The 22,387-nt window shown below is 77.3% G+C and carries 19 protein-coding genes; 12 read left to right on the top strand and 7 right to left on the bottom strand.

All coding sequences use genetic code 11. The annotated features are described in order from the left end of the window. Positions 1 to 2 precede the first annotated feature (2 nt). The 4 genes from AB2L28_RS02205 to AB2L28_RS02190 all read right to left on the bottom strand — a co-directional run bounded on the left by AB2L28_RS02205 (position 3) and on the right by AB2L28_RS02190 (position 3,701). Entirely contained in the window at positions 3 to 1,841 is a 1,839-nt protein-coding gene (locus AB2L28_RS02205; RefSeq protein WP_370717078.1) for a thiamine pyrophosphate-requiring protein, read from the bottom strand. A 60-nt stretch (positions 1,842 to 1,901) separates the two neighbouring features. Further along, a complete protein-coding gene (locus AB2L28_RS02200; protein ID WP_370717077.1) occupies positions 1,902 to 2,228 on the bottom strand; it encodes a YtxH domain-containing protein in 327 nt (108 codons plus the stop codon). A gap of 94 nt (positions 2,229 to 2,322) precedes the next feature. Continuing rightward, positions 2,323 to 3,426, bottom strand: coding sequence for an aminotransferase class V-fold PLP-dependent enzyme (locus AB2L28_RS02195; protein WP_370717076.1), 1,104 nt, complete (start codon positions 3,424 to 3,426; stop codon positions 2,323 to 2,325). A gap of 32 nt (positions 3,427 to 3,458) precedes the next feature. Continuing rightward, on the bottom strand, positions 3,459 to 3,701 hold the full coding sequence (locus AB2L28_RS02190; protein ID WP_370717075.1) for a hypothetical protein: 243 nt from the start codon (positions 3,699 to 3,701) through the stop codon (positions 3,459 to 3,461). 98 nt (positions 3,702 to 3,799) lie between these two features. Here AB2L28_RS02190 and AB2L28_RS02185 point away from each other — a divergent pair, with 98 nt between their 5' ends. The 9 genes from AB2L28_RS02185 (at position 3,800) to AB2L28_RS02145 (ending at position 10,744) form a co-directional block, all read left to right on the top strand. Further along, the gene (locus AB2L28_RS02185) at positions 3,800 to 4,513 is read left to right on the top strand and encodes a metal-dependent transcriptional regulator (protein WP_370717074.1); all 714 of its coding nucleotides are present in this window, start codon (positions 3,800 to 3,802) and stop codon (positions 4,511 to 4,513) included. Continuing rightward, a complete protein-coding gene (locus tag AB2L28_RS02180) occupies positions 4,510 to 5,439 on the top strand; it encodes a ribokinase (RefSeq protein ID WP_370717073.1) in 930 nt (309 codons plus the stop codon). The genes AB2L28_RS02185 and AB2L28_RS02180 overlap by 4 nt, the downstream gene beginning before the upstream one ends. Further along, positions 5,436 to 6,449 (top strand): Gfo/Idh/MocA family protein, encoded by a 1,014-nt coding sequence (locus tag AB2L28_RS02175; protein WP_370717072.1) that lies wholly within the window; start codon positions 5,436 to 5,438, stop codon positions 6,447 to 6,449. Before AB2L28_RS02180 ends, AB2L28_RS02175 begins: the two co-directional genes overlap by 4 nt. Before the next feature lie 10 nt (positions 6,450 to 6,459). Further along, on the top strand, positions 6,460 to 6,897 hold the full coding sequence (locus tag AB2L28_RS02170; RefSeq protein ID WP_370717071.1) for a nitroreductase family deazaflavin-dependent oxidoreductase: 438 nt from the start codon (positions 6,460 to 6,462) through the stop codon (positions 6,895 to 6,897). Between the two features lie 174 nt (positions 6,898 to 7,071). Then, complete coding sequence (locus tag AB2L28_RS02165; protein ID WP_370717070.1) at positions 7,072 to 7,491, top strand: hypothetical protein; 420 nt, start codon at positions 7,072 to 7,074, stop codon at positions 7,489 to 7,491. Positions 7,492 to 7,514: 23 nt separating this feature from the next. Beyond that, positions 7,515 to 8,189 carry a histidine phosphatase family protein gene (locus AB2L28_RS02160; protein WP_370717069.1) on the top strand — a complete coding sequence of 225 codons (675 nt, stop codon included), beginning with the start codon at positions 7,515 to 7,517 and terminating at the stop codon, positions 8,187 to 8,189. Position 8,190: 1 nt separating this feature from the next. Then, on the top strand, positions 8,191 to 8,814 hold the full coding sequence (locus AB2L28_RS02155) for a nucleoside/nucleotide kinase family protein (protein ID WP_370717068.1): 624 nt from the start codon (positions 8,191 to 8,193) through the stop codon (positions 8,812 to 8,814). Positions 8,815 to 8,925: 111 nt separating this feature from the next. Beyond that, a complete protein-coding gene (locus tag AB2L28_RS02150; protein WP_370717067.1) occupies positions 8,926 to 9,318 on the top strand; it encodes a hypothetical protein in 393 nt (130 codons plus the stop codon). 25 nt (positions 9,319 to 9,343) lie between these two features. Next, positions 9,344 to 10,744, top strand: a complete 1,401-nt coding sequence (locus AB2L28_RS02145; RefSeq protein WP_370717066.1) for a threonine/serine exporter family protein — start codon at positions 9,344 to 9,346, stop codon at positions 10,742 to 10,744. On the opposite strand, the gene AB2L28_RS02140 is transcribed toward AB2L28_RS02145, so the two are convergent. Beyond that, on the bottom strand, positions 10,728 to 11,717 hold the full coding sequence (locus AB2L28_RS02140) for an MsnO8 family LLM class oxidoreductase (protein ID WP_370717065.1): 990 nt from the start codon (positions 11,715 to 11,717) through the stop codon (positions 10,728 to 10,730). The genes AB2L28_RS02145 and AB2L28_RS02140 overlap by 17 nt on opposite strands. 64 nt (positions 11,718 to 11,781) lie before the next feature. Here AB2L28_RS02140 and recC point away from each other — a divergent pair, with 64 nt between their 5' ends. Genes recC through recD form a run of 3 tightly spaced genes read left to right on the top strand, consistent with a single transcriptional unit; the run spans position 11,782 to position 20,455 of the window. Further along, positions 11,782 to 15,201: an exodeoxyribonuclease V subunit gamma gene (gene recC / locus AB2L28_RS02135; RefSeq protein ID WP_370717064.1), complete on the top strand. Its 3,420-nt coding sequence runs from the start codon at positions 11,782 to 11,784 to the stop codon at positions 15,199 to 15,201. Beyond that, the gene (locus AB2L28_RS02130; RefSeq protein WP_370717063.1) at positions 15,198 to 18,584 is read left to right on the top strand and encodes a UvrD-helicase domain-containing protein; all 3,387 of its coding nucleotides are present in this window, start codon (positions 15,198 to 15,200) and stop codon (positions 18,582 to 18,584) included. The genes recC and AB2L28_RS02130 overlap by 4 nt, the downstream gene beginning before the upstream one ends. Then, entirely contained in the window at positions 18,581 to 20,455 is a 1,875-nt protein-coding gene (gene recD / locus AB2L28_RS02125; RefSeq protein ID WP_370717062.1) for an exodeoxyribonuclease V subunit alpha, read from the top strand. Before AB2L28_RS02130 ends, recD begins: the two co-directional genes overlap by 4 nt. Here recD and AB2L28_RS02120 read toward each other — a convergent pair. Then, positions 20,445 to 20,954 (bottom strand): hypothetical protein, encoded by a 510-nt coding sequence (locus AB2L28_RS02120; RefSeq protein WP_370717061.1) that lies wholly within the window; start codon positions 20,952 to 20,954, stop codon positions 20,445 to 20,447. The genes recD and AB2L28_RS02120 overlap by 11 nt on opposite strands. 35 nt (positions 20,955 to 20,989) lie before the next feature. Continuing rightward, positions 20,990 to 22,372 (bottom strand): NAD(P)/FAD-dependent oxidoreductase, encoded by a 1,383-nt coding sequence (locus tag AB2L28_RS02115; protein ID WP_370717060.1) that lies wholly within the window; start codon positions 22,370 to 22,372, stop codon positions 20,990 to 20,992. Between the last annotated feature and the right edge of the window lie 15 nt (positions 22,373 to 22,387).

Genomic DNA, 22,387 nt, shown 5'->3' with positions numbered 1-22,387 from the left:
CCTCAGTCCGGACGGCGCACGCGGTCGCGGACGGCGCGCGCCGCGGCCCCCACGGTCTCGCGCACCCCCTCGACGACGATCTCCCGCGCCGCGGGGTCCCCCTGCAGCCCGGACCGCACCGTGGCCCGGGCGGTCGAGACGAGCTGGTCGAGGCTGACGTGCGGCGGGATCATCGGCACGTTCGGGTCCACGACCGCGTCCAGGACGAAGGGGCGATCGGCCGCCATCGCCGCCGTCAGCACGTCCTCGAGGCCCTCGGGCCCCTCGACGCGCCGCCCCGCCAGGCCGAGGAGTTCGGCCCACCCGGCGTAGGGCACGTCCGGGACGTCCATCGCCGCGTCGAACGGGACCTCGCCCTGCATCGCCCGCGCCTCCCAGGCCACGAACGACAACTGCCGGTTGTTGAGCACGACGACGACGAACCGCGGGTCGGTCCACGTCCGCCAGCGCTGGGCGACGGTGACGAGCTCGGACAGGCCGTTCATCTGCATGGCCCCGTCGCCGAGCAGCGCCAGCACCGGACGGTCGGGGTGGGCCTGCTTGGCCGCCAGCGCGTACGGCAGACCGCCGCCCATCGACAGCAGCGTCCCGGACAGGGACGCGGTCATCCCCGGCCGCAGGTCGAGGTCGCGGGCGAACCAGCTCGTCGCGGTCCCGCAGTCCACGGCCACCTGGTGGTCGTCGGCGAGCCGGTCGGACAACCCCCGCACGAGGAGCTCGGGGTTCAGCGGGTTCGCCTCGGCCTGCGCGCGCTCGGCGCTCCACGCGTCCCAGGCGTGGTTCCAGCGCGCGACGTCCGCGCGCCACGACGGGTCGGGGTCGGCGCCCTCGAGCAGCGGCAGCAGGGCGGCGAGGGTCTCGCGGGCGTCCCCGACGAGGTTCACCTCGGTCGGGTAGCGCAACCCGCAGCGGGTGCCGTCCACGTCGATCTGGACGGCCCGGGCCTGACCGGGGGCGGGGTAGTACTCCGAGTACGGCATGGTCGTGCCGACCATGAGCAGCACGTCGCACTGGCGCATGAGGTCGTAGCTCGGCCGGGTGCCGAGCAACCCGATCGCCCCGGTCACCCAGTCGAGGCGGTCGTCGAGGACGGTCTTGCCGAGCAGCGCCTTGGCGACCCCGGCGCCGAGCCGGTCGGCCACCGCGGTCAGCTCGGCCGTGGCGCCGAGCGCACCGGCCCCGGCGAGGATCGCCACCTTGCGCCCCGACCGCAGGACCTCGGCGGCCTGGGCGAGGGCCTCGGTGCGGGGCGTCCCCGGCAGCGACCCGGGGACCGCGGAGGTGTGGGTGAACCCGTGGCCCTCGGGGACCTCGACCACGGCGTCGGCGTCCTGGACGTCGCTGGGCAGGACGACCGCCGTGACCGTCCGGCGTTCCAGCGCGGTCCGCGCGGCGCGGTCCACGACGTGCTGCACCTGGCTGGGGCTGCTCACCTGGAACACGAACTCCCCGGCCACGTCGCTGTAGAGCCGGACGAGGTCGAGTTCCTGGTAGTAGCTCGTGCCCAGCGCGTTCGTCGCGGTCTGGCCCACGAGGGCGACCACGGGGACGTGGTCGAGCTTGGCGTCGTACAGGCCGTTGAGGACGTGCACCGCACCGGGCCCGGAGGTGACGACGGCGACCCCGAGGGGTGAGCCCCCGTACTTCACGTCCGCGGTGGCGGCGAAACCCGCGGTCTCCTCGTGGCGCACCTGGACGAACTCGGCGTCACCGGCCTCGACCGCCCGGCCGATCGCCGAGACGACACCACCGATGCCGTCGCCGGGGTAGCCGTAGAACCGGTGGGCGCCCCACAGGCCCAGACGCGAGACGACGTGGTCACCGACGGTGGGAGAACTCATGCGCCCACCTTCGGTGCCACGTCGCCGGTGCGCACCCGCAGGTGCGCGCAGGAGCCCCGGTCAGTCCGTGGGCATCCGGGTGTGGTGCTGGTCGCCGAGCGGGGCGTCACCGCTGCTCGAACCGCCGGACCCGCCGGAGACCTTGTCCTTGACCGTGCCGGCCACCGAACCCGCGGCGGCGCCGACCTTCTCCTGGGCGGCGGCGCCAGCCTGCCGGGCCAGGTCGCCGGCCTTGTCCTCCAGGTCCTCCACGCGGGACTGCACCTTGGGGTTGCCCCACAGGCGGCCCACCGTGCCGCTGATCTGCTCGTAGCGCTCGCGGCCGGCGCGCGCTCCGAGCACGTACCCGGCCCCGGCCGCCGCCAGCAGCAGAACCTTGCCCACCATGAACTTCCTCCTCTGCGCAGAACCGTCGGTCGGTCTCGGGCCCCAACTGTGGCAGCGCCGGGCACGACCCGCCCGCCGGAAGCCCAGGAAGACCTCAGGAACGCGCCAGGAGCGCGGCGACGAGCGCGTCGACGTCACCGGCCGTGGTGTCGAGGTGGCCGCTGACCCGCAACCCCGGCGACGTCATCTCCAGCGGGGCCCGTTCGAGCCCGAGCGCGGTGGTGACGATCCCGTCGGTGGCGACGAGGTCGGCCCGCAGACCGGCCACGTCGAGAGCCTGCAGCGGTCGCAGGGTGACGGTCGCGCTGGGTTCGCCCGGGGGTTCGCAGACCTCCCACGAGCCCGCCAGCCCGTCGGCGAGGCGGCGGCGGGTGGTCGCGCCGACGGCGGCGAGCCCGGCGTGCACGGCGGCCGGCCCGAGGTCGACGTGCTCGGCCAGGGCCGCGGCGAACCCCACCCGTCCGGCCACGGTCGCCTCGGCCTGCTCCAGCGGTCCGCACCGCCCGGCGAGCGGGCCCCGGACCGCGACGAACCCGACGCCCCGCGGACCGGCGAGCCACTTGCGGGACGTGCCGTAGACGACGTCGGCCTCGCGCGCGCCCGTCGTGTCCACGTGCCCGAACGCCTGGGCGGCGTCGACGACGACCGGCAGCCCGGCGGCCCGGCAGACCGCGACGACGTCGGCCACGGGCTGCACCGTCCCGATGTGCGACCCCAGCCAGGTCAGGTGGACGAGGTCGGGGCGGTGCGCGGCGGCCAGCGCGCGGGCGAACGCGTCGGGGTCCCACCGGTGGGGGCCGTCGAGCACCAGCGTGCCGATCCCCAGGGCCGACAGGACCGCCAGGTTCGGCCCGTACTCCCCGCGGGGGTGGGCCACCGCGGCGGGCCGCCCGCCGGGCCAGCGCAGCAGCAGCTGGCGCAGCGCGTCCTCGGCGCTGTGGACGAACGCGACGACCCCCTCACCGGGCTGCCACCCGAGCAGCGCCCGCACGTGCTCCCGGGCGCCGTCCAGGGCGGGGGCCGCCTCCACCGCGGCCACGTACGCGCCGCGGGTGGCCTCGGCGCGCAGGTGCGCCGCGACCGCGTCGAGCACGGCCCAGCTGCTGCGGCCCGCGGCGGCGGAGTCGAGGTGGCGCAGGGCGCGCGGCGGGCGGGTGCGGCGCCAGGTGGGGGCGAGGTCCGGGGCCAGGTCGGTCACGCGGCGATCCTGGCACCCGCCCGGTCCCGGGCTCAGCCCGAGGTGCGGGCCCGGCGCGCGGGACGGCTCGCGCGCCCGCGGCCCAGGCGCCACCCCGCCGCCGCCCACCACAGGAGGGCGACGGCCGCGGCGAGGGCGGCCGTGCCCCACCGGGCCTGCCCCGCGCCGGCACCGGCCACGACCAGCAGGGCCAGGCCCACGAGGACGTCGGCCCCCGAGACCACCGCGTCCCGCCCGTTCCCCCGCACGCCGACCTCCCGCTGGTCGCTCGACAACCGCTGTGCGGTCCACGGTAACCCGGAGTTCGGCGCACCGAAACCCGGCGGCGGCCCGCGGCCCGGTCGGCGCGGGGGCGAGGTGGCAAGCTGTGGGCGTGCCCCGCGCCTCGACGACCTCGACGACGGCCGCCACGCCGGCCGCCGAGGACTGCCTGAAGACCGTCTACGCCGCGGGGGAGTGGTCCGACGCCAAGATCACGCTCTCGATGCTCGCCCAGAGCATGGGGGTGTCCGCCTCCACGGCCTCCGAGGCGGTCCGCAAGCTCACCGACGCCGGGCTGCTGCGGCACGAGCGGTACGGCGGGGTGGAGTTGACCGACACCGGGCGGACGCGGGCGCTCGCGGTCGTGCGCCGGCACCGGCTCCTGGAGACGTTCCTCGTCGCCGACCTCGGCTACTCCTGGGACGAGGTGCACGAGGAGGCCGAGGTGCTCGAGCACGTCGTCTCCGACCGGATGCTCGACCGCCTCGACGCGCGCCTGGGGCGCCCCGAGCGCGACCCGCACGGCGACCCGATCCCGCGCGCCGACGGCACCGTGCCGCAGCCGGGCGCGCACAACCTCTCCGACGTGCCCGAGGGCGGCGTCGGGGTCGTGGCGCGCATCTCCGACGCCGACCCCGACGTCCTGCGCTACTTCGCCGACCTCGGCATCGGGCTGGACCTGCGACTGGAAGTGCTGCAGCGCAGGGAGTTCGCCGGAACCACCGTCGTGCGGCTGGGGGCCGGGCGCACCGTCGACCTCGGGGACCCGGCGGTGGCGGCGATCTGGGTCCTGCCCGTGCGCGGCGAGGCGGGGTCGGGCGCGTGAGCATCACCTACGACAGCCACGGCAAGCCGCACGCCGAGAAGACCCGGGACGTCACGGTCGTCGGCAGCGTCAACGCCGACCTCGCCATCCGGCTGCCCGACCTGCCCCCGGCGGGGCAGACCGTCCGCGGGGCCGACGCCGAGCGGGGCCTGGGCGGCAAGGGGGCCAACCAGGCCGTCGCCGCGGCGCGGCTCGGCCGGCGCGTCGCCATGGTCGGTGCCGTCGGGGACGACGACGAGGGCCGCGGGCTGCGCGGCCGGCTGGCGGCCGAGGGGGTCGACGTCGAGCACGTCGCCGCCCTCGACGTCCCCACGGGCGTGGCCGTCGTCCTCGTGCACGCGGGGGAGTCGACCATCGTGCTGAGCCCGGGGGCCAACGACCGCGTCGACGACGCCCGCGTCCGGGCCGCCGCCGCGACGGTCAGCTCGGCCCGGGTCGTCCTGCTGCAGTGCGAGGTGCCCGACGAGGCGCTGCTCGCCGCGGCCGAGCTGTGCACGGGCCTGCTGGTCCTGAACCCGGCCCCGGCCCGGCCGTTGCCGCCGCAGCTGCTGGCGCGGGCCGACCTGCTCGTGCCCAACGCGGGGGAACTGGCGGTCCTGGCCGGTCAGGAGGTCGCGGCCGACGTCGAGGGGCTGGTCGCGCAGGCGCGGGCCGTGCGGCCCTCGGGCACCACGATCGTCACGCGCGGCGAGCGCGGGTCCCTCGTCGTCACCCCCGGCGGGCACGCCGAGGTGGCGGCCGCGCCGGCGGACCTCGTCGACGCCACCGCCGCCGGGGACAGCTACGTGGCGGCGCTGGCCGACGGGCTCCTGGACGGGCTCGGTCTGGTCGAGGCCGCGCAGTGGGCCGCCCGCGTCGCGGCGGTCACCGTCAGCCGGGCCGGGGCCTCGCAGTCCCTGCCCCGCAAGGAGGAGGTGTCGCAGTGAGCGTCGGACCGGGTGTGGGCTGGGGTTTCGTGGGCACGGGCGGCATCGCCCGGGACGTGGCCGGGGCGCTGGACCTCGCGCCGGGTGGGCGGCTGGCGGCGGTCGCCTCGCGCGACGCCGACCGCGCGCGCCGCTTCGTGCCCGACGGGCGGGAGGACGTGGCCGCCTACGGGTCGGTGGAGGACATGCTGGCCGACCCCGGGGTCGACGCGGTCTACGTCGCGACGACGCACCCGCAGCACCACGCGCCGGCGAAGGCCGCGCTGCTGGCGGGCAAGGCGGTCCTGGTGGAGAAGCCGATGACCGTGAGCCTGGCCGCGACCCGGGACCTGCTCGAGACCGCCCGCGAGCGCGGGGTGTTCCTCATGGAGGCGTACTGGACGCGCTTCCTGCCGGGCACGGTGGCCCTGCTGGACCTCCTGGGGCGCGGTGAGGTGGGCGAGGTGCACGGCCTGCACGCCGACTTCGGCTTCCCAGCGCCGGACTCCCTCGCGCGGTTCCACGACCCCGCGATCGGCGGTGGCTCGCTGTTCGACCTCGGCCCCTACCCGGTGGGGCTGGCGCTGACGCTGTTCGGCACGCCCTCGACCGTGCGGGTGGCCGGCTCCCTGGCCCCCTCGGGGGTGGACCGCCAGGTCGCCCTGGCCCTGGGCTGGGACTCGGGCGCGGTGGCGGCGCTGTCCACGACGATGGTCGCGCGCACCCCCTCGCGGGCGTGGATCGAGGCGAGCGAGGGGTGGGTCGAGGTCGGCTCGCCGCTGCCGGCCGCACCCGGGTTCACGGTGCACCGCACGGGCCCGGACGGGACCGAGCACGTCAGCGAGCACGACCACTCCGTCGCGCACGGGCACCGCTTCATGCTCGAGCACGTCCACGAGTGCCTGGCGGCGGGCCTGACGAGCAGCCCGCTGGTGACGCCGCGGTTCTCCCTCGACCTCGCCACCGTCGTCGAGACGGCCGTGCGCGACCTGGGGGTCACCCGGGCGGCGGAGTTCGAGGGCGCGAACTAGCCTGCGGGGCATGCCCTTGACCGGAGAGTACGAGCCCAGCCCCGAGGCGTGGGTCCGCGAGCAGGTGGAGCAGTACGAGGCCAGCGGCGGGACCGAGGCCACCGAGCTGCGCGGCATGCCGGTGGTCGTCCTGACCACGCTCGGCGCGAAGTCGGGCAAGCTGCGCAAGCAGGCCCTGATGCGCGTCGAGCACGACGGCAGCTACGCGGCGGTGGCCTCGCTCGGCGGCGCCCCCAAGAACCCCGTCTGGTACCACAACCTCAAGGCCCACCCGCTGGCCGAGCTGCAGGACGGCCCGGTCAAGCGCGACTACACCGCGCGCGAGGTCGGGGGCGAGGAGAAGGCGCGGTGGTGGGAGCGCGCCGTGGCCGCCTTCCCGAACTACGCCGACTACCAGCGCAAGACCGACCGCGAGATCCCCGTCTTCGTCCTCGACCCCGTGGAGTGAGCCTCCCCGGTCTCGCTGTCGTACGCCTTTGACCTGCGACGACGCAGTTCACCCGGACGGCCGTTGGGCCGTCCGGGTGACCTGTCCTCAGATCATGGTCGATCCTGCCGGACACTGGGAGTCACGCAGAGAACACTCTGGGCGATCACCTCGGACGCGGAACAGGAGACGACGATGCGACTCGGAACGGTGACCTCGGCCCCGGCGGTGCGGACCGCCTCCCAGCTGAACGGCCTGAGCGGCACGGAGTCGGTGACCCCGGTGCGCCGCATCACGCCGGAGTGGATCGACGAGGACCCGCTCGACGAGCTGACCCAGTCCGACCGGGCCCTGCTCGGGCACCTCTACGGGACCGACGAGGACGGCCGCCTCGACGTCAGCGCCGCACCCGTGGCCTCCCTGGCCCGCGAGATCAACCGCGAGCGCGCCAGCGGCATGGTCTCCGACGACCGCGACCTCACGGCCGAGGACCTGCGCCGCATGATCGGCCGGCTGACCTTCACGGCCAAGGAGCCGGTGCCGGTCGAGGTGCAGCTGCGGCTGATGACGATGCTCAACGGCTCCACGCACGGCCGCCTGGACGTCGTGCTCTGAGCGGTCTCTGGGATCGTGGCGGCGTGCGACTCCTCCTCGTCCGTCACGGCCAGACCCGCTCCAACGTCGAGCACCTGCTCGACACCGCCGTCCCCGGCGCCGGCCTGAGCGACCTCGGGCGCGAGCAGGCCGCCGCCCTCGTGCCCGAGCTCGGCGGGCTCGGCATCGGGGCGGTCACGGCCTCGACCCTCGTGCGCACGCAGCAGACGGCGGCCCCGCTGGCCGCCCACCTCGGCCTCGACGTCCGCGTCGCCGACGGGTTGCGCGAGATCGAGGCCGGCGCGGCGGAGATGCGCGGCGACGAGGCGTCCGTGCGCCGCTACCTGGACGTCCTCGCCGCCTGGCTGCGCGGGGACCTGTCCGTCGCCGAACCCGGTGCCGAGGACGGGCACGCCTTCTTCGCCCGGTACGACGCCGCCGTCTCCGCCGCCCTCGCGGCCGCCCGCGCCGCCGGGGTCGAGACCCTGGTGCTCGTCAGCCACGGCGCCGCCATCCGCACCTGGGCCGGTGCGCGGGTGCAGAACGTGACGCCCGAGTTCGTCATCGCCACCGGGCTGGGCAACACCGGCGTCGTCGAGCTCGTCGGCTCCCCCGAGCAGGGGTGGACCTGCGAGCGCTGGGCCGGGGCCGTCCTGGCCCCCGAGCAGGCCGAGGCGACCGGGGCCGGTGCCGCCGCCGAGCCGGGCCCGGTGTTCTGAGGTGACCGACCCCTCCTACGACGTCCTCCTGGACCGGGCGCGGACCCTGACGACCGGGCCCCGCCGCGTCCTGGGGCTCGTCGGCCCGCCCGGGGCGGGCAAGTCGACCCTGGCCGCGCGGCTCGTGGGCGACCTCGGCCCGGAACTGGCCGCCCTGGTCCCCATGGACGGGTTCCACTACGCCGACCGCGTCCTGGACGCCCTCGGCCGGCGCGAGCGCAAGGGGGCACCGGACACCTTCGACGCGGGCGGGTACGTCGCGCTGCTGCGGCGCCTGCGCTCGGGGGCCGAGGACGTCGTGCACGCCCCGGAGTTCCGCCGCGACCTGGACGAGCCCGTCGGTTCCGCGCTGCCCGTCCCGCGGGAGGTGCCGCTCGTCGTCACCGAGGGGAACTACCTGCTGCTGCGCGAGGGGCCGTGGGCCGCGCTGGAGGGCCTGCTCGACGAGACCTGGTACGTCGCCCCCGACGAGCGGCTCCGCCTGGACCGGCTCGTCGCCCGGCACGAGGCCTTCGGCAGGACGCCCGAGCAGGCGCGGGCCTGGGCCCTCGGCAGCGACGGGGCCAACGCGGCCGTCGTCGCCGCCGGCGCGCACCGGGCCGACCTGGTCGTCGACCCGGGCTGAGGTGAACGGGTCGTGCAGACCCGGCTCCCGTGCAACCGGCGAGGGCCGCGCCGCGTCCACTCCCCGGACAGCCGGACCAGCCGGACCAGCCAGACCACGGAGGCCGACACCGTGAACCGCCGCACCACGCTCACCCTGACCGCTCTCGCCGCCCCCGCGCTCGCCCTCGCCCTGGCGGCCTCGAGCTCCGCGGCGAGCACCCCCGACCCGGCGACCGGCACAGCGCCCGGCACGGTGACCGGCGAGGTGACCCGCGCCGTGACCACGAGCCCGGCCACGTCCGCGGTCCCCGCGGGGTCCTTCGCGGTCACCGACGTCCGCGTCGCCGGGCCGTGGGCCGCGGCCGACCTCGAGCCCACCGACCCCGCGGCCCTCGACCCGGCCACGGCCGTCCTGCGGTACGACCCGGCCACCGGGTGGGTCGTGGTCGACCTCGGCACCGCCGGTGTCGGCTGCGACGTCGTGCCCGTCCCGGACCGGGACACCCTCGCCCTGAACTGCTGACGCAGCGCTTCGATAGCGTCACCGCGTGGCGCTGCGCACTGGATTCACGACGGCTCGATGGCGGAGCCGGCTGGCCGAGATCGTGGCCGGTGACAGCCCTTCCCCCGAACCGTTCGACGACGGCGGGCTCACCCGGCCCGAGGCGCTGGAAGCGCTCGACGCCGTCGTCCGCATGGCCGAGGCCCTGCTGTCGGCGGGGGCGTCCGCGGCCGACGTCACCGCCCTCGCCCTGCGGGCCGCCGCCGGCGCCGGGCTGCGGCGCACGCAGGTCGACATCAACTACACCGCCGTCATCGTCTCGACGGCCGGTGCCGACCGCGTGCCGCTGACCTCGGCGCGCGTGGTGAAGGTGCGGGCCAGCGACTACTCCCGGCTCGGGGCGCTGTACGAGCTGGCCCACGAGGCCGGGGACGGCCTGCCGGCCGAGGAGATCAACACCCGCCTCAAGCGGCTGCTGTCCCAGCGCCGCCCCTACCGGCCGTGGATCTCGGCCGGTGGGTCCGTGGGGCTGGCCGCCGCCGTCGCGGTGGCCATCGGCGGCACCTGGGCCGTCGCCGTGGGCGCCGCCCTCGTCACGTGCGTCCTGCAGGTCGTGCTGGCCGCGTTGAACCGCCGGGGCCTGCCGTCGTTCTTCCAGCAGTTCGCCGGGGCCGGCATCGCGACCGCGTTCGCGCTCCTCCTGCTCGTCGTCGGCCCCCACCTGCCCGACTGGGTGGGCAGCCTCCCGCCGTCCCTGGTCGTGGGGTCGGGGATCGTCGTGCTGCTGGCCGGGCTGTCCCTGGTGGGGTCGGCCGAGGACGCGATCTCGGGCTTCTACGTGACGGCGGGGGCGCGGGCCTTCGAGACGGTCCTGCTGACGATCGGTCTGGTCCTCGGCATCGCCGCCGTCCTCGACCTCGGCCAGCGCGCCGGCATCACGCTCAGCCTCTCGTTCTCGCCCGGGACCCCCTACCCGCTGCCCGTCCAGGTCGTGGCCGGTGCCGTCGCCGCCTTCACCTGGGCCGTGTCCGGGTACGCCGGGATGCGCGCGGTCCTGCTGGCCGCCCTCGCCGGCGCCACCGCCACCGCCACCGCGGGCGTCGCCGCGCTCCTGGGGGCCGGCCCGGTCGCCGCCGCGGGTCTGGCGGCGCTGCTGGTCGGCCTCCTGGCCGAGGGCACGGCCTGGCGCTGGGGCGTGCCCGGTCTGGTCGTCTCCGTGTGCGGGATCGTCCCGCTGCTGCCCGGCCTGGCGATCTACCGGGCGATCTTCAACATCGTCGGCGGGGGGACCTCGGCGGGCCTGGCCCAGCTCGTCACGGCCTTCGGCACGGCCCTCGCGCTCGCGGCGGGGGTCACGCTGGGGGAGTTCTGCTCCCAGCCCCTGCGCCGGGAGTTCGACCGGATCGAGCAGCGCGTCCGGCGACGCTCCCTCAACCGGCGGTTCTGAGGCCGCCCACCAGCTCCGGCACCAGGGCCGCCAGCCGGGCGTCGTTCGCCGCCTCCACGTCCTCGTCGTACGGGGTGGACGCCACGAGCAGCTCGTCGGCGCCCGTGCGGTCCAGCACCTCCTGCAACCGCTGCCGCACCTGCCCGGGGGTGCCGGCGACGGCGTCGGCGAGGTACCGCTCGACGTCGGCGCGCTCGCGGCCCGTCAGCCCCGCCGACCCCACCGCGGCGGCCGCCTCCCCCGGGGTGGGCAACGGCCCGAACTCCCCGCGGCTGCGGGCCCGCGCCAGCGCCACGGCCTGGGGCAGCAGCTCCCGGCGCGCGGCCTCCGCGTCGTCGGCGACCACCACGTCGATCAGGAGGCCGACGCGACCGCCGGGGTGCTCGCGGCGGTAGCGCCGCAACGGCTCCACGTCCCGCAGCAGGCGCCCGCCCACGACGGCGGGCAGACCGAGGCGCGCCGCCGTCCGCAACCCCTCACCCGTGGCCAGCAGCCACACCGGCGGCGCCGGCACTTGCGGGCGCAGGGTCACCGGGCCCCGGCCGCGCAGCCAGTCCAGCAGCTCGGCCAGCCGCTCGTCCGCGTCGGCGCTCGCGGGCGCGCCGAGCGCGCGGCGGACGGGGGCGGTGAACCCCGGGGACCGGCCCACCCCGACCTCGACGCGCCCGGGGTGCAGCGCGGCGAGCGTGGCCACCTGCTCGGCGACGACGAACGGGCGGTGGTTGGGCAGCATCACCCCGGCCGTGCCCACCCGCAGCCGGGTCGTGGCCGCGGCGACGGCCGCCAGCAGGACGGTCGGCGCCGACCCGACGACCCCCGGCACCCCGTGGTGCTCGGCGACCCAGAACCCGTCCACCCCCAGGGCCTCGACCCGCTGCGCGCGCCGCACCGTGGCGCGCACGGCGTCGGCGTCGGACCCGCTCGAGCGGGTGCGCGAACGGTCCAGGATCGACAGCGCGGGAGCGGTCGGCACCGGGCCAGCACACCACGGGGACCGCCGGGACGCCGTGTCCGGGCGGTCGGGTAGACAGGGGACCGTGCTCCACGTCCACCGCTCCGAGAGCGCGACGGCCCTCGTCGCGGGCCTGGCCGACGTCCTGCGGACCCCCGCCGCCGGCGCCGACCCCTTCGCCCCCGACGTCCTGGCCGTCGGCGCCCGCGGCACCGAGCGCTGGATCGCCCAGCGCCTCTCGCACCACCTCGGCGCCGGCCCCGGCGGCGAGGACGGCATCTGCGCCCGCGTCGACTTCTCCTCCCCGGCCCGCCTGCTCGACGGCGTCGTCGCCGACGTCCTCGGCCGGCTGCGGCCCGCCGCGGCCGACGCCGTCGAGCGGTGGGCCCCGGACGCCCTCACGTGGGACGTGCTGGAGGTCCTGGACCGGATCGCCCCCGCCGACGGCCGTCCCGCCCCGGACCCGCGGCCGGAGTTCGCGCTCCTGCGCCACCACCTGCGCGCCGTCCCGGGCGAGGACGTGCCCCGGGTCCGCCGGACCGCCGCGGCGGCCCGGCTGGCGGGCCTGTTCGCCCGCTACGGCGCCGCCCGTCCCGGCCTGCTCGCCGAGTGGGCCGCCGGCGGCTGCGCCGTCCCCGAGGACCTGCGCTGGCAGCCGGAGGTGTTCCGCGCCGTGCGCGAGCGCGTCGGCGTCCCCGCCCCGGCCGAGCTGCTCGAGGACGTGTGCGCCGCGCTGCGCACCGACCCGGCCCGCACCGGGCTGGGCGGGCGGTTCGCCGTCTTCGTCGTGACGCGGCTGGCCGAGTCCCGCCTGCGGGTCCTGGCCGCGCTCGCCGAGCACCGCGAGGTGCACCTGTTCGTGCAGCACCCCAGCCCCGCGCTGTGGTCGGCGACGCGGCCGCCGACGAGCCCGCGCCGCGCCGACCAGGGGGAGGACCCCGCTCGGCACCCGCTGCTGCGCTCCCTCGCGCGGGACGTGCGCGAGCTGCAGGCCCGGCTGCTGCAGGTGGCCCCGGACCTGCGCGACGTCCACCACCGCGCCCCCGCGCCCCGGGACACGCTGCTCGGGCGGTTGCAGGCGGCGCTCGCGGCCGACGAGGTGCCGGCCCCGGCGCCGGACCCGGACCCGGCCGACCGCTCCGTGCAGGTCCACAGCTGCCACGGCCGGGCCCGCCAGGTCGAGGTGCTGCGCGAGGTCGTCCTCGGCCTGCTCGACGACGACCCCACGCTGCAGCCGCGCGACGTCCTCGTCATGTGCCCCGACGTCGAGGCCTACGCCCCGCTCGTGCAGGCCGTCTTCTCCACCGACCCCCACCCCGGCGGCGGGTTGCGCGTCCAGGTCGCCGACCGCTCCGCGCTGCAGACCAACCCGCTGCTCGGGCTCGCGGCCCGGCTGCTCGTGCTCGCCCAGAGCCGCCTGACGGCCAGCGAGGTCCTCGACCTGGCCGGCACCGCCGCGGTCCGCCGCCGCTTCGACCTCGACGACGAGGACCTCGAGCAGGTCCGGGAGTGGACCGTCGACGCCGGCGTGCACTGGGGCCTGTCCGCCGCCCACCGCGCCACCTGGTCCCTCGGGGAGGTGGCCCAGGGGTCCTGGCGGGCCGGGCTGGACCGGCTGCTCGTCGGTGTCGCCGTCGGCGGCGGTGAGGACGAGCTCGTCGGGGACCTCGGGGGGGAGGCTGCCGCCGGGGTGGTCCCGCTCGCCGACGTCGAGTCCTCCCGCGTCGACCTCGCCGGCCGGCTCGCCGAACTGCTCGACCGCCTCGACGCCGCGGTCACCCGGTTGTCCGGCCGCCGCGGCGTCGCCGCGTGGTGCGAGGCGCTGCTCGACGCCGTCCTCGACCTCGCCGACGTCCCCGCCGACGGGGCCTGGCAGCTGGCGCAGCTGCGCCGCGAGCTGGGAGCCGTCGCCCAGGACGCCGCCCGCGCCGGGACGGCCGAGGTGGGACTGGCCGACGTGGCCGCCCTCGTCGCCGAGCGCTTCGCCGGCCGGCCCCAGCGCGCGAACTTCCGCACCGGCGCGCTCACGGTCTGCACCCTGACCCCCATGCGGTCGGTGCCGCACCGCGTGGTCTGCCTGCTGGGCATGGACGACGGCGCCTTCCCCCGCGTGAGCAACCCCGACGCCGACGACGTGCTCTCGCGCGAGGCGCACCTCGGCGACCGCGACCCCCGCAGCGAGGACCGGCAGGTGCTGCTCGACGCCGTCTGCTCCGCGCGCGACGCGCTCGTCGTCACCTACTCCGGCCGCGACGTGCGGACCGGCGCGCCGCTGCCGCCCGCCGTGCCCGTGGGGGAGCTGCTCGACGCCCTCGACGCCGCCCACCCCGGGGTGCGCGGGCGCCTGGTCGTCCAGCACCCGCTGCAGCCGACCGACCCGCGCAACTTCGCCGACGGCGCCCTCGGCCGGCCCGGTGCGTTCAGCCACGACCGCAGCGCCCTCGCCGGCGCGACCACGGCCACCGCCGAACCGGCGGCGCCACCACCGCTCCTGACCTCCGGGCTGCCGCCCGCCCCCGCCGCCGACCTCGACCTGGACCAGCTCGTGCAGTTCTTCCAGCACCCCGCCAAGGGGTTCTGGCGCCAGCGCCTGGACGTCGCCACCACCACCCGGGAGGAGGAACCGGCCGACGCGCTGCCCGTCGAGCTCGACGCCCTCGCCACGTGGTCCGTCGGCGACCGGGCCCTGACCGCACGGCTGCGCGGGGCCGGCGCGAGCGACGTCGTCCGGCTCGAAGCCGCGCGCGGCGCGCTCCCGCCCGGGCCGCTGGGCGCCGCCGTGCTGCGCGAGGTCGGGCCGGTGGTCGACCGGATCGCCGGGGTCGCCGCCGAGTTCGACGCCGCCCCGGGCGGCGGGGCACCCCGCAGCGTCGACGTCGAGCTCGACCTCGACGTGCCCGGGACGGGCCCGGTCCGGCTCACGGGCAGCGTCCGCGGGGTCCGGCCGGTCCGCCCCGGGGGCCGCGCCACGGGCGACGTGGCGGTCACGACCACGTACTCCCGGGTCAAGGCCAAGCAGACCGTCCGGGCCTGGCTGGAACTGCTGGCCCTCTCGGCCGCCCACCCCGGCACCGAGCACCGCGCCGTCGTCGTCGGCCGCGGCGCCCGGGGCGGCGTGGCCCTCCTGACGCTGGGGCCCGTGCCCGCCGCCCTCGCCCGGGGGCTGCTCGTGGACCTGCTCGAACTGCGCGCCGCGGGGTTGTGCGCGCCGCTGCCGCTGCCCGTGGAGACGGCGATGGCCTACGCGCAAGCGGCGTGGGCCGGCCGTCCGCCCGCCGCGTGCCGCCGCGCCGCGGCGGGGGCCTGGACCTCGGGGTGGTCGTACCCGAAGGAGGACGCCGACGAGGAGAACGTCAGCGTCTGGGGGGCCCGCGCCGGCGTCGACGTGCTCCTGGACTGGGCCCCGCCCACCGGCTGGCCCCCGGGGGCGCCCACGTCGTTCGACGCCGCCGTGCAACGGTTCTTCGAACCCCTCCTCGGCGCCCACCGGATGGACGAGCGGTGAACCCCCACGTGCCCCACGAGCACTTCGAGGTGACCGGTCCGCTGCCGACCGGCACGACCGTCCTGGAGGCCAGCGCCGGGACCGGCAAGACGTGGACGATCGCCGGTCTCGTCACGCGGTACGTGGCCGAGGGCGTCGCCACGGTCGATCAGCTGCTCGTCGTGACCTTCGGGCGGGCCGCGACGGCCGAGCTGCGCGACCGGGTCCGCGAGCGCCTCGTCGGCGTCCGCGCCGCGCTGGCCGACCCGGTCGCGGCGGCCGCCTCCGCCGACGCCGTCGTCCGCCACCTCGCCGCGGCCGACCAGGGCGAGGTCGAGGCCCGGTGCGCCCGGTTGTCCGCGGCCCTGGCCGGGTTCGACGCCGCCACCGTCGCGACCATCCACGAGTTCTGCCGGCAGGTCCTCACGAGCCTGGGCACCGCCGCCGACGTCGACCCGACCGCGACCCTCGTGGAGGACGTGGACGACCTCGTCGAGGAGGTCTGCGACGACCTCTACGTGCGCTTCGCGGTGCGCCCCGGCGCGGGCCCGCCCCCGTTCTCCCGGGCCGACGCGCTGCGGATCGCCCGCGAGGCGGTGGGCCGCCCGGACGCGCGCGTCGAACCGCGCGGCAGCGTCCCGGACACCCCCGAGGACCTGCGCGTCCGGTTCGCCGAGGGCGTCCGCCGGGAGGTCGCCGCCCGCAAGCGCTCCCGCCGCCTCCTGGGGTTCGACGACCTCCTGGCCCGGTTGCGGGACGCCCTGACCGACGACGTCGCCGGACCGACGGCGTGCGGACGGCTGGGACGCAGGTACTCCGTCGTGCTCGTCGACGAGTTCCAGGACACCGACGCCGTGCAGTGGGACGTGCTGCGGACCGCGTTCCACGGTCGCTGCCCGCTCGTGCTCATCGGCGACCCCAAGCAGGCGATCTACGCCTTCCGCGGCGCCGACGTGAACAGCTACCTCGACGCCGTCGGGGTCGCCGGCACCACCGCCACGCTCGGCACGAACTACCGCAGCGACCCCGCCGTCCTGGCCGGGACGGCCGCGCTGCTGCGGGGTGCGGCCCTCGGCGACGAGCGGATCGTCGTGCACCCCGTGCAGGCCCACCACCGCACGGCGGCGCTCACCGGCCCGGACGGTCCGGACCCCTCGCCGGTGCGGCTGCGCCTGGTGCCCCGCGACGGGCTGCCGCTCACCGCGCGCACGGGTGTCCCGGCCGTGGCCGACGTGCGGGCCGCGGTGGCGCGCGACACCGCCGAGGAGGTCGTCGCCGTCCTGTCCGAGGGGCTGCGGGTGCGCCCGGAGCGGGACGCCGGTGGCTCCGAGCGCGCCCTGGCCGCCGGGGACGTCGCCGTGCTGGTCCGCACCCAGGCCCAGGCCCGGCTCGTGCAGGAGGAGCTGCGCGGGCGGGGCGTGCCGTGCGTGCTGTCCCGCGGGCCGTCGGTCTTCAGCACCCCCGCGGCCCGGGAGTGGGTGTGGCTGCTGGAGGCGGTCGAGCAACCGCACCGGGCCGCCCGCGTGCGGCGCGCGGCGCTGTCCTCGTTCGTCGGCCGCAGCGCCGCCGAGCTCGACGCGGCGGGGGACCGGGCCACCGACGAGCTCTCGGTCGCGCTGCGCCGGTGGGGCAGCCTGCTCACCGAGCGCGGGGTGTCCGCGATGTTCGCCGCCGTCGACGCCGAGCAGCACCTGCCGCGCCGGCTGCTCGGCGTCGAGGGCGGTGAGCGGCGGCTGACCGACCTGCGCCACATCGCCGAGGTGCTGCACGCCGAGGCCGTCCAGGGACCGGGCGACGGGGTCGCCGGCCTGCTGTCGTGGCTGCGCGGGCGGGTCGAGGACGCGGCCGGCGACGTCGACCAGGAGCGTTCGCGGCGGTTGGACACCGACCGCGAGGCCGTCCAGATCGCCACCGTCCACACGAGCAAGGGCCTGGAGCACGAGGTCGTCTGCGTCCCCTTCGGCTGGGACGGCCCCGGTGGCGGCTCCAAGGACCGGCTGCCGGTGGCGCACGCCCCCGACGGCCGGCGCGCGCTGCACGTCGGGGGCCCGGCGGCCCCCGCGTACGACGCGTTCTGCCGGGCCGCCGACACCGAGGACCTCGCCGAGGAGCTGCGCCTGCTCTACGTCGCCCTGACGCGCGCGGTCTCCCGGCTGCTCGTGTGGTGGGCGCCCGCCACGAACACCCAGCGCGGTGCGCTGCACCGGTTGCTGTTCGCCGAGGACGTCCGGGCGCTGCCGGAGAAGCTGCCGCTGCCGGACGACGAGGCCCTGCGGGCGCGGCTGGGGGCGCTGTTCCCGCCCGGTTCCCCGGTCGCGCTCGAGGACGTGCCTGCCCGGTCCGCGCCGTCGCGCTGGGCCGCCCCCGCGCCGGCCCCGGCGCAGCTGCGGGCGGCGCGGTTCACCGCCGAGGTCGACCTCGGCTGGCGGCGCACGTCCTACTCGGGCCTGACCCGCGGGGTCCACGAGGCGCACCCGCCGGGGCGGGCCGTGCTGTCCGAACCGGAGCTGGACGTCACGCTCGACGAGGTCGCCGTCCAGGAGGTCGCGCTCGAGGCGGGCGCGCAGGAGGACCCGCAGGGGTGGCGGGACGTGCCCTCACCCCTGGCCGGCCTGCCGGCGGGCACGGGGTTCGGCACGCTCGTGCACGCCGTCCTGGAGGGGTTCGACCCGGCCGTGCCCGACCGGCCCGCCCACCTGGCGGCGCTGGCCCGCGAGCAGTTCGCGGCCCCGCTGGCCGAACCGCTCGCCGCGGCTCTCGGGCCCGTCGTGCGCACCGGGCTGGGCCCGCTGGCCGACGGGCGCGCGCTGGCGGACTTCGCGGTGGCCGACCGGCTCGCCGAGCTGGACTTCGAGCTGCCGCTGGCGGGAGGTGACGCGGCCGGCCCGGCGGCGGGAGGTCGGCTCGGCGACCTCGCCGGCCTCCTGCGCGAGCACCTGCGCCCGGGCGACCCGGTGCACGCCTACGCCGGGCTGCTCGCCGACCCCGTCCTGGCCGCCGAGGTGCTGCGCGGCTACCTCACCGGTTCCATCGACGCCGTCCTGCGGTGCGGGTCCCGGTTCCTCGTCGTGGACTACAAGACGAACCGGCTCGCCGGCCCGGGGGAGGAGCTGACCGCCTGGCACTACCGGCGCCAGGCCCTCGACGAGACCGTGCTCGCGGCCCACTACCCGCTGCAGGCGCTGCTCTACAGCGTCGCGCTGCACCGGTTCCTGCGCTGGCGGCTGCCCGGGTACGACCCGGCCGAGCACCTCGGCGGGTCGCTCTACCTCTTCCTGCGCGGCATGTGCGGGCCGGACGTCGCGCCCGGCCCGGACGGGGTGCCCCCCGGGGTCTGGTCCTGGCAGCCCCCCGCCGCCCTCGTCGTGGCCGCCTCCGACCTGCTCGCCGGGAGGATCCCGTGACCACCACCCCGACGAGCCCCACCGGCCAGCCCAGCCCGGCCAGCCCGGCCACCGGCGCCGAGCCCGACCGCTCGGCGTCCCTCGCCCGCACCGCCACGGGCCTGCTGCGCGAGGTCAACGAGCTCGGCCTGCTGCACGCCGCCGACGTCCACGTCGCCCGCCGGCTGGGGGCCGTGACCGGGGAGGACGACGAGCGCGTCCTGCTCGCCGTCGCGCTCGCGGTCCGGGCCGTGCGGCACGGGTCGGTCGCCCTGCGCCTGTCGGGCGTGGGCGACCTCGTCCCCGAGGACGCCGACGACTCCGGGACCGTCGAGCCGGTGACCGTCCCCTGGCCGGAGCGCGACGGCTGGCTGGAGGCCCTGCGGCGCAGCCCCCTGACGGTCGAGCACCGGCCGGGGGAGGACCCGGACGCGCCGAGACCGACCGCGCCCCTGCACCTCGTGGGCGACGGCCTCTGGCTGGACCGGTACTGGCGCCAGGAGCTCGCCGTGGCCCGGGACCTGCGCGAGCGCAGCCGGGCGGTGGCGCCGTTCGAGCCCGCGCTGGTCGAGGCCGTCCTCGACCGGCTGTGGCCGGGCGATCGCGCCGACGACCAGCGCGCGGCGGCGGCGGTGTGCCTCTCGCACGGGGTCTCGGTGCTGGCCGGTGGCCCGGGCACGGGCAAGACGACGACGGTGGCCCGGCTCCTGGCGGCCGTGCACGCCCTCTCGGGCGGGGCGCCGCGCGTGGCGCTGGCCGCGCCCACGGGCAAGGCCGCCGCCCGCCTGACCGAGGCCGTCGTCTCCGCGGCCGGGCAGGGGGCGTTCACCACCGCCGAGCGGTCCTTCCTGCGCGGAGCCACCGCGTCCACGCTGCACCGGCTGCTGGGCATCCGGCCGGGGTCGGTCCGGGCCCGTTTCGACGCCGAGCACCGCCTCCCGCACGACGTCGTCATCGTCGACGAGGCCTCGATGGTCGGGTTGGGCGTCATGGCGCGGCTGCTGTCCGCGCTGCGCCCCGGCGCGCGCCTGGTCCTGGTGGGCGACCCGCAGCAGCTCGCCTCCGTCGAGGTCGGCGCCGTCCTGGCCGACCTCGTCGCGCCCGCGGCCTCCTCCCCGCACGGGGTCGCGCAGCTGCGCCGGACGCACCGCTACGGCGGCACGATCGCGGCCATCGCGCAGGCGGTGCGCGAGGAACGTCCCGCCGACGTCGTCGAGCTCCTGCGCGCGGGCGGCCCGGACGTGGAGTTCCTCGAGGTGCCCGACGAGGAGCTCGTCACCGGCGCCGCCCTGGACGTCGTGCGCACCGACGTGGTCGCCCGCTCCCGGGCGGTGGTCGAGGCCGCCCGGGCGGGGGACGCCGAGGCGGCCCTGGCCGCGCTGGACACCCACCGGCTGCTGTGCGCGCACCGTCGCGGGACGCGCGGGGTCTCCCACTGGGGCGGGCTCGCCCAGCGCTGGGCGGTGGAGGAGCTCGGTGTCCTGCCCCGGCCGGACGGCCGCTACGTCGGCCTGCCCGTCATCGTCACCGCCAACGACCCCGCCGTCGGCGTCTTCAACGGTGACACCGGCGTGGTGCTGGAGGAGGACGGTGTGCTCGTGGCCGCCCTCGGGCGCGGCGCCGGGCCGCTGCGGGTGCCGCTGGCCCGGCTCGCGGCCGTCGAGCCGGTGCACGCGATGACGGTGCACCGCAGCCAGGGGTCGCAGTTCGAGACGGTCACCGTGCTCGCGGCCCCCGAGCGGTCCCCGCTGGCCACGCGGGAGATGTTCTACACGGCGCTGACCCGGGCCCGCAGCCGGGTGCGGGTGGTGGGGTCGGCCCGTGCGGTGGCGGCCGCGGTCGAGCGGCCGCTGGCCCGCGCGACGGGGCTCGCCGATCGGCTCAGGGGCTGAGGAGGGCGGTGAGCAGCGCGGCCAGCTCCGGGGGCGCGGCGGTGCCCCGGGCGGTCGCGGCCGCGCGGGCGTAGGCGACGGGGTCCTTCCTCAGCCCCGCCGGCAGCGCGGCCAGGAACGCGGGCCAGCGGGCCAGGCACGCCTCGAGGTCACCGGGCAGGACGTGCACGGGCGTGCCGGCCAGGGCCTCCCGCACGCGCCGGCTGTCCTCGCGCGCGCGGTGCCCGGCGGCGGGGCCGTCGTCGCCGTCGAGGACGACGTCCACGGCCGCGCCGAGGGCACCGGCGAGGGCCGCGGCCAGCGGCAGGAGGTGCTTGCCGCCCACGGCCACGACGGGCGGGTGGCCCTGGAGCAGCGCGGTGAGGACGGCGGCGTCGGTCACCCCCTCGACGAGCACGACCCGCGCCTGACCGCTCACCTGCAGCACGAAGCCCGCCGGCAGTGCGGTGCGCACCAGCCGGCGGGCTCGGTTCGTGCTGGTCCCCAGGGTGGTGGCCACGCGGGCCACCACGTCCTCGGGGACCACGGCAGGGGTCAGCCGACCTTCGGCTTCTCCTCGGCCTTGGGGTAGATGTCCGTGTTCTGCGCCGGGGTGATGAGCGCGTCCTCCGGACGGGTCTGGTTCAGCGCGACGGCCTGCGGCGGCAGGATCGCGTGCAGGGCCCAGTCGGTGAGCACGCGGATGCGGTTGCTCATGGCCGGCAGGGCGTACAGGTGGTACCCGCGGGCGACGATCTTGGCCGGCAGGCCGGTCATCTCGACACCCAGCGGCTTGGCCACCGCGGTGCCGCCACCGAGGTCGGCGACCAGGCCCAGGTCCTTGTGGACGTAGTCGGCGGCCTGGCCGATCCCGAAGGAGGCGGCGATGTTCTTGCCGACCGCGGTGCCCTGGCGCTGGGCGTGCTGCGCGGTGGGCGGGGTGATCGGCTGCGGGCCGTCGGCCGGCTTCGGCTTGGCCAGGTCCGGCACGGCGGCGGCGTCACCGGCGGCCCAGACGTCGTCGGCGCCGGAGACCTTCATCTTGGCGTCCACGACGAGGCGGCCGCGGTCCAGCGGCAGGCCCAGGGTGCCCATGAGCGGGTTCGCCATGATGCCCGCGCCCCAGATGAGGGTGCGCGAGGGGACCGGGGTGCCGTCGGTGAGGTTGATGACGTTGCCCTCGACGTTGGCCACGGAGACCCCCAGGCGCACGTCGATGCCGCGGCCCTTGAGGGCGGACAGCGCGTACTGGCCCAGGCGGGGGCCCAGCTCGGGCAGGACGGCCGGGGCCACGTCGATCAGCAGCCACTTCACGTCGCGGACGTCGATGGACGACCAGCGGTCGGCCACGCGGGAGAGCCAGCGGTGGGTCTGCGCGACGATCTCGGTGCCGGTGTAGCCGGCGCCGACCGCGACCACGGTCATGCGCTCGGCGCGCTCGGCGTCGAAGCGCGGGTCGTCGGGCAGGCTGTCGGCCGCGTCGAGCTGGGACAGCAGGTGGTCGCGGACGAAGGCGGCCTCGGTGATGGTCTTGACCCCGCGGGCGCTCTCGGAGACCCCGGGGATCGGGAAGCGGCGGGTGACCGCGCCCGGGGACAGCAGCAGCTTGTCGTAGGACAGGACCTGGGTCTCGTCCCCGACGACGCCGCGCTCGCTCTTGGAGATGGTGATGGTCTTGGCCTCGGGGTCGACCGAGGTGGTGTGACCGATGACGAGCTTGTGGCGCGGCAGCGCCTGCCGCAGCGACACGGCGACGTGGCGGGGCTCGATGACGGACGCGGTGACGTCCGGCAGCAGGGGGCTGTAGGTGAGGTGGTCAGTCGGGCTGACGATCACCAGCTCTGCCGCGGAGGCCGGGAGGAGCTTCTCGAGCTTCTTGCCGGCGTACAGGCCGGTGAAGCCACCTCCGACGATGACGACTCGCTGTCGATCGACCATGTGTGGCACCTCTTG

The organism is Kineococcus mangrovi (genome assembly GCF_041320705.1).
Lineage (GTDB): Bacteria > Actinomycetota > Actinomycetes > Actinomycetales > Kineococcaceae > Kineococcus > Kineococcus mangrovi.
The sequence above is the reverse complement of the archived record's forward strand: the minus strand, read 5'-3'. Positions and strand labels throughout refer to the sequence as shown.

What these genes read in the sequence shown, in the direction of transcription:
- AB2L28_RS02205 (WP_370717078.1), bottom strand. Translation starts at nt 1,841, where the DNA reads ATGAGTTCTCCCACCGTCGGTGACCACGTCGTCTCGCGTCTGGGCCTG.
- AB2L28_RS02200 (WP_370717077.1), bottom strand. Translation starts at nt 2,228, where the DNA reads ATGGTGGGCAAGGTTCTGCTGCTGGCGGCGGCCGGGGCCGGGTACGTG.
- AB2L28_RS02170 (WP_370717071.1), top strand. Translation starts at nt 6,460, where the DNA reads ATGCCCTTGACCGGAGAGTACGAGCCCAGCCCCGAGGCGTGGGTCCGC.
- AB2L28_RS02165 (WP_370717070.1), top strand. Translation starts at nt 7,072, where the DNA reads ATGCGACTCGGAACGGTGACCTCGGCCCCGGCGGTGCGGACCGCCTCC.
- AB2L28_RS02115 (WP_370717060.1), bottom strand. Translation starts at nt 22,372, where the DNA reads ATGGTCGATCGACAGCGAGTCGTCATCGTCGGAGGTGGCTTCACCGGC.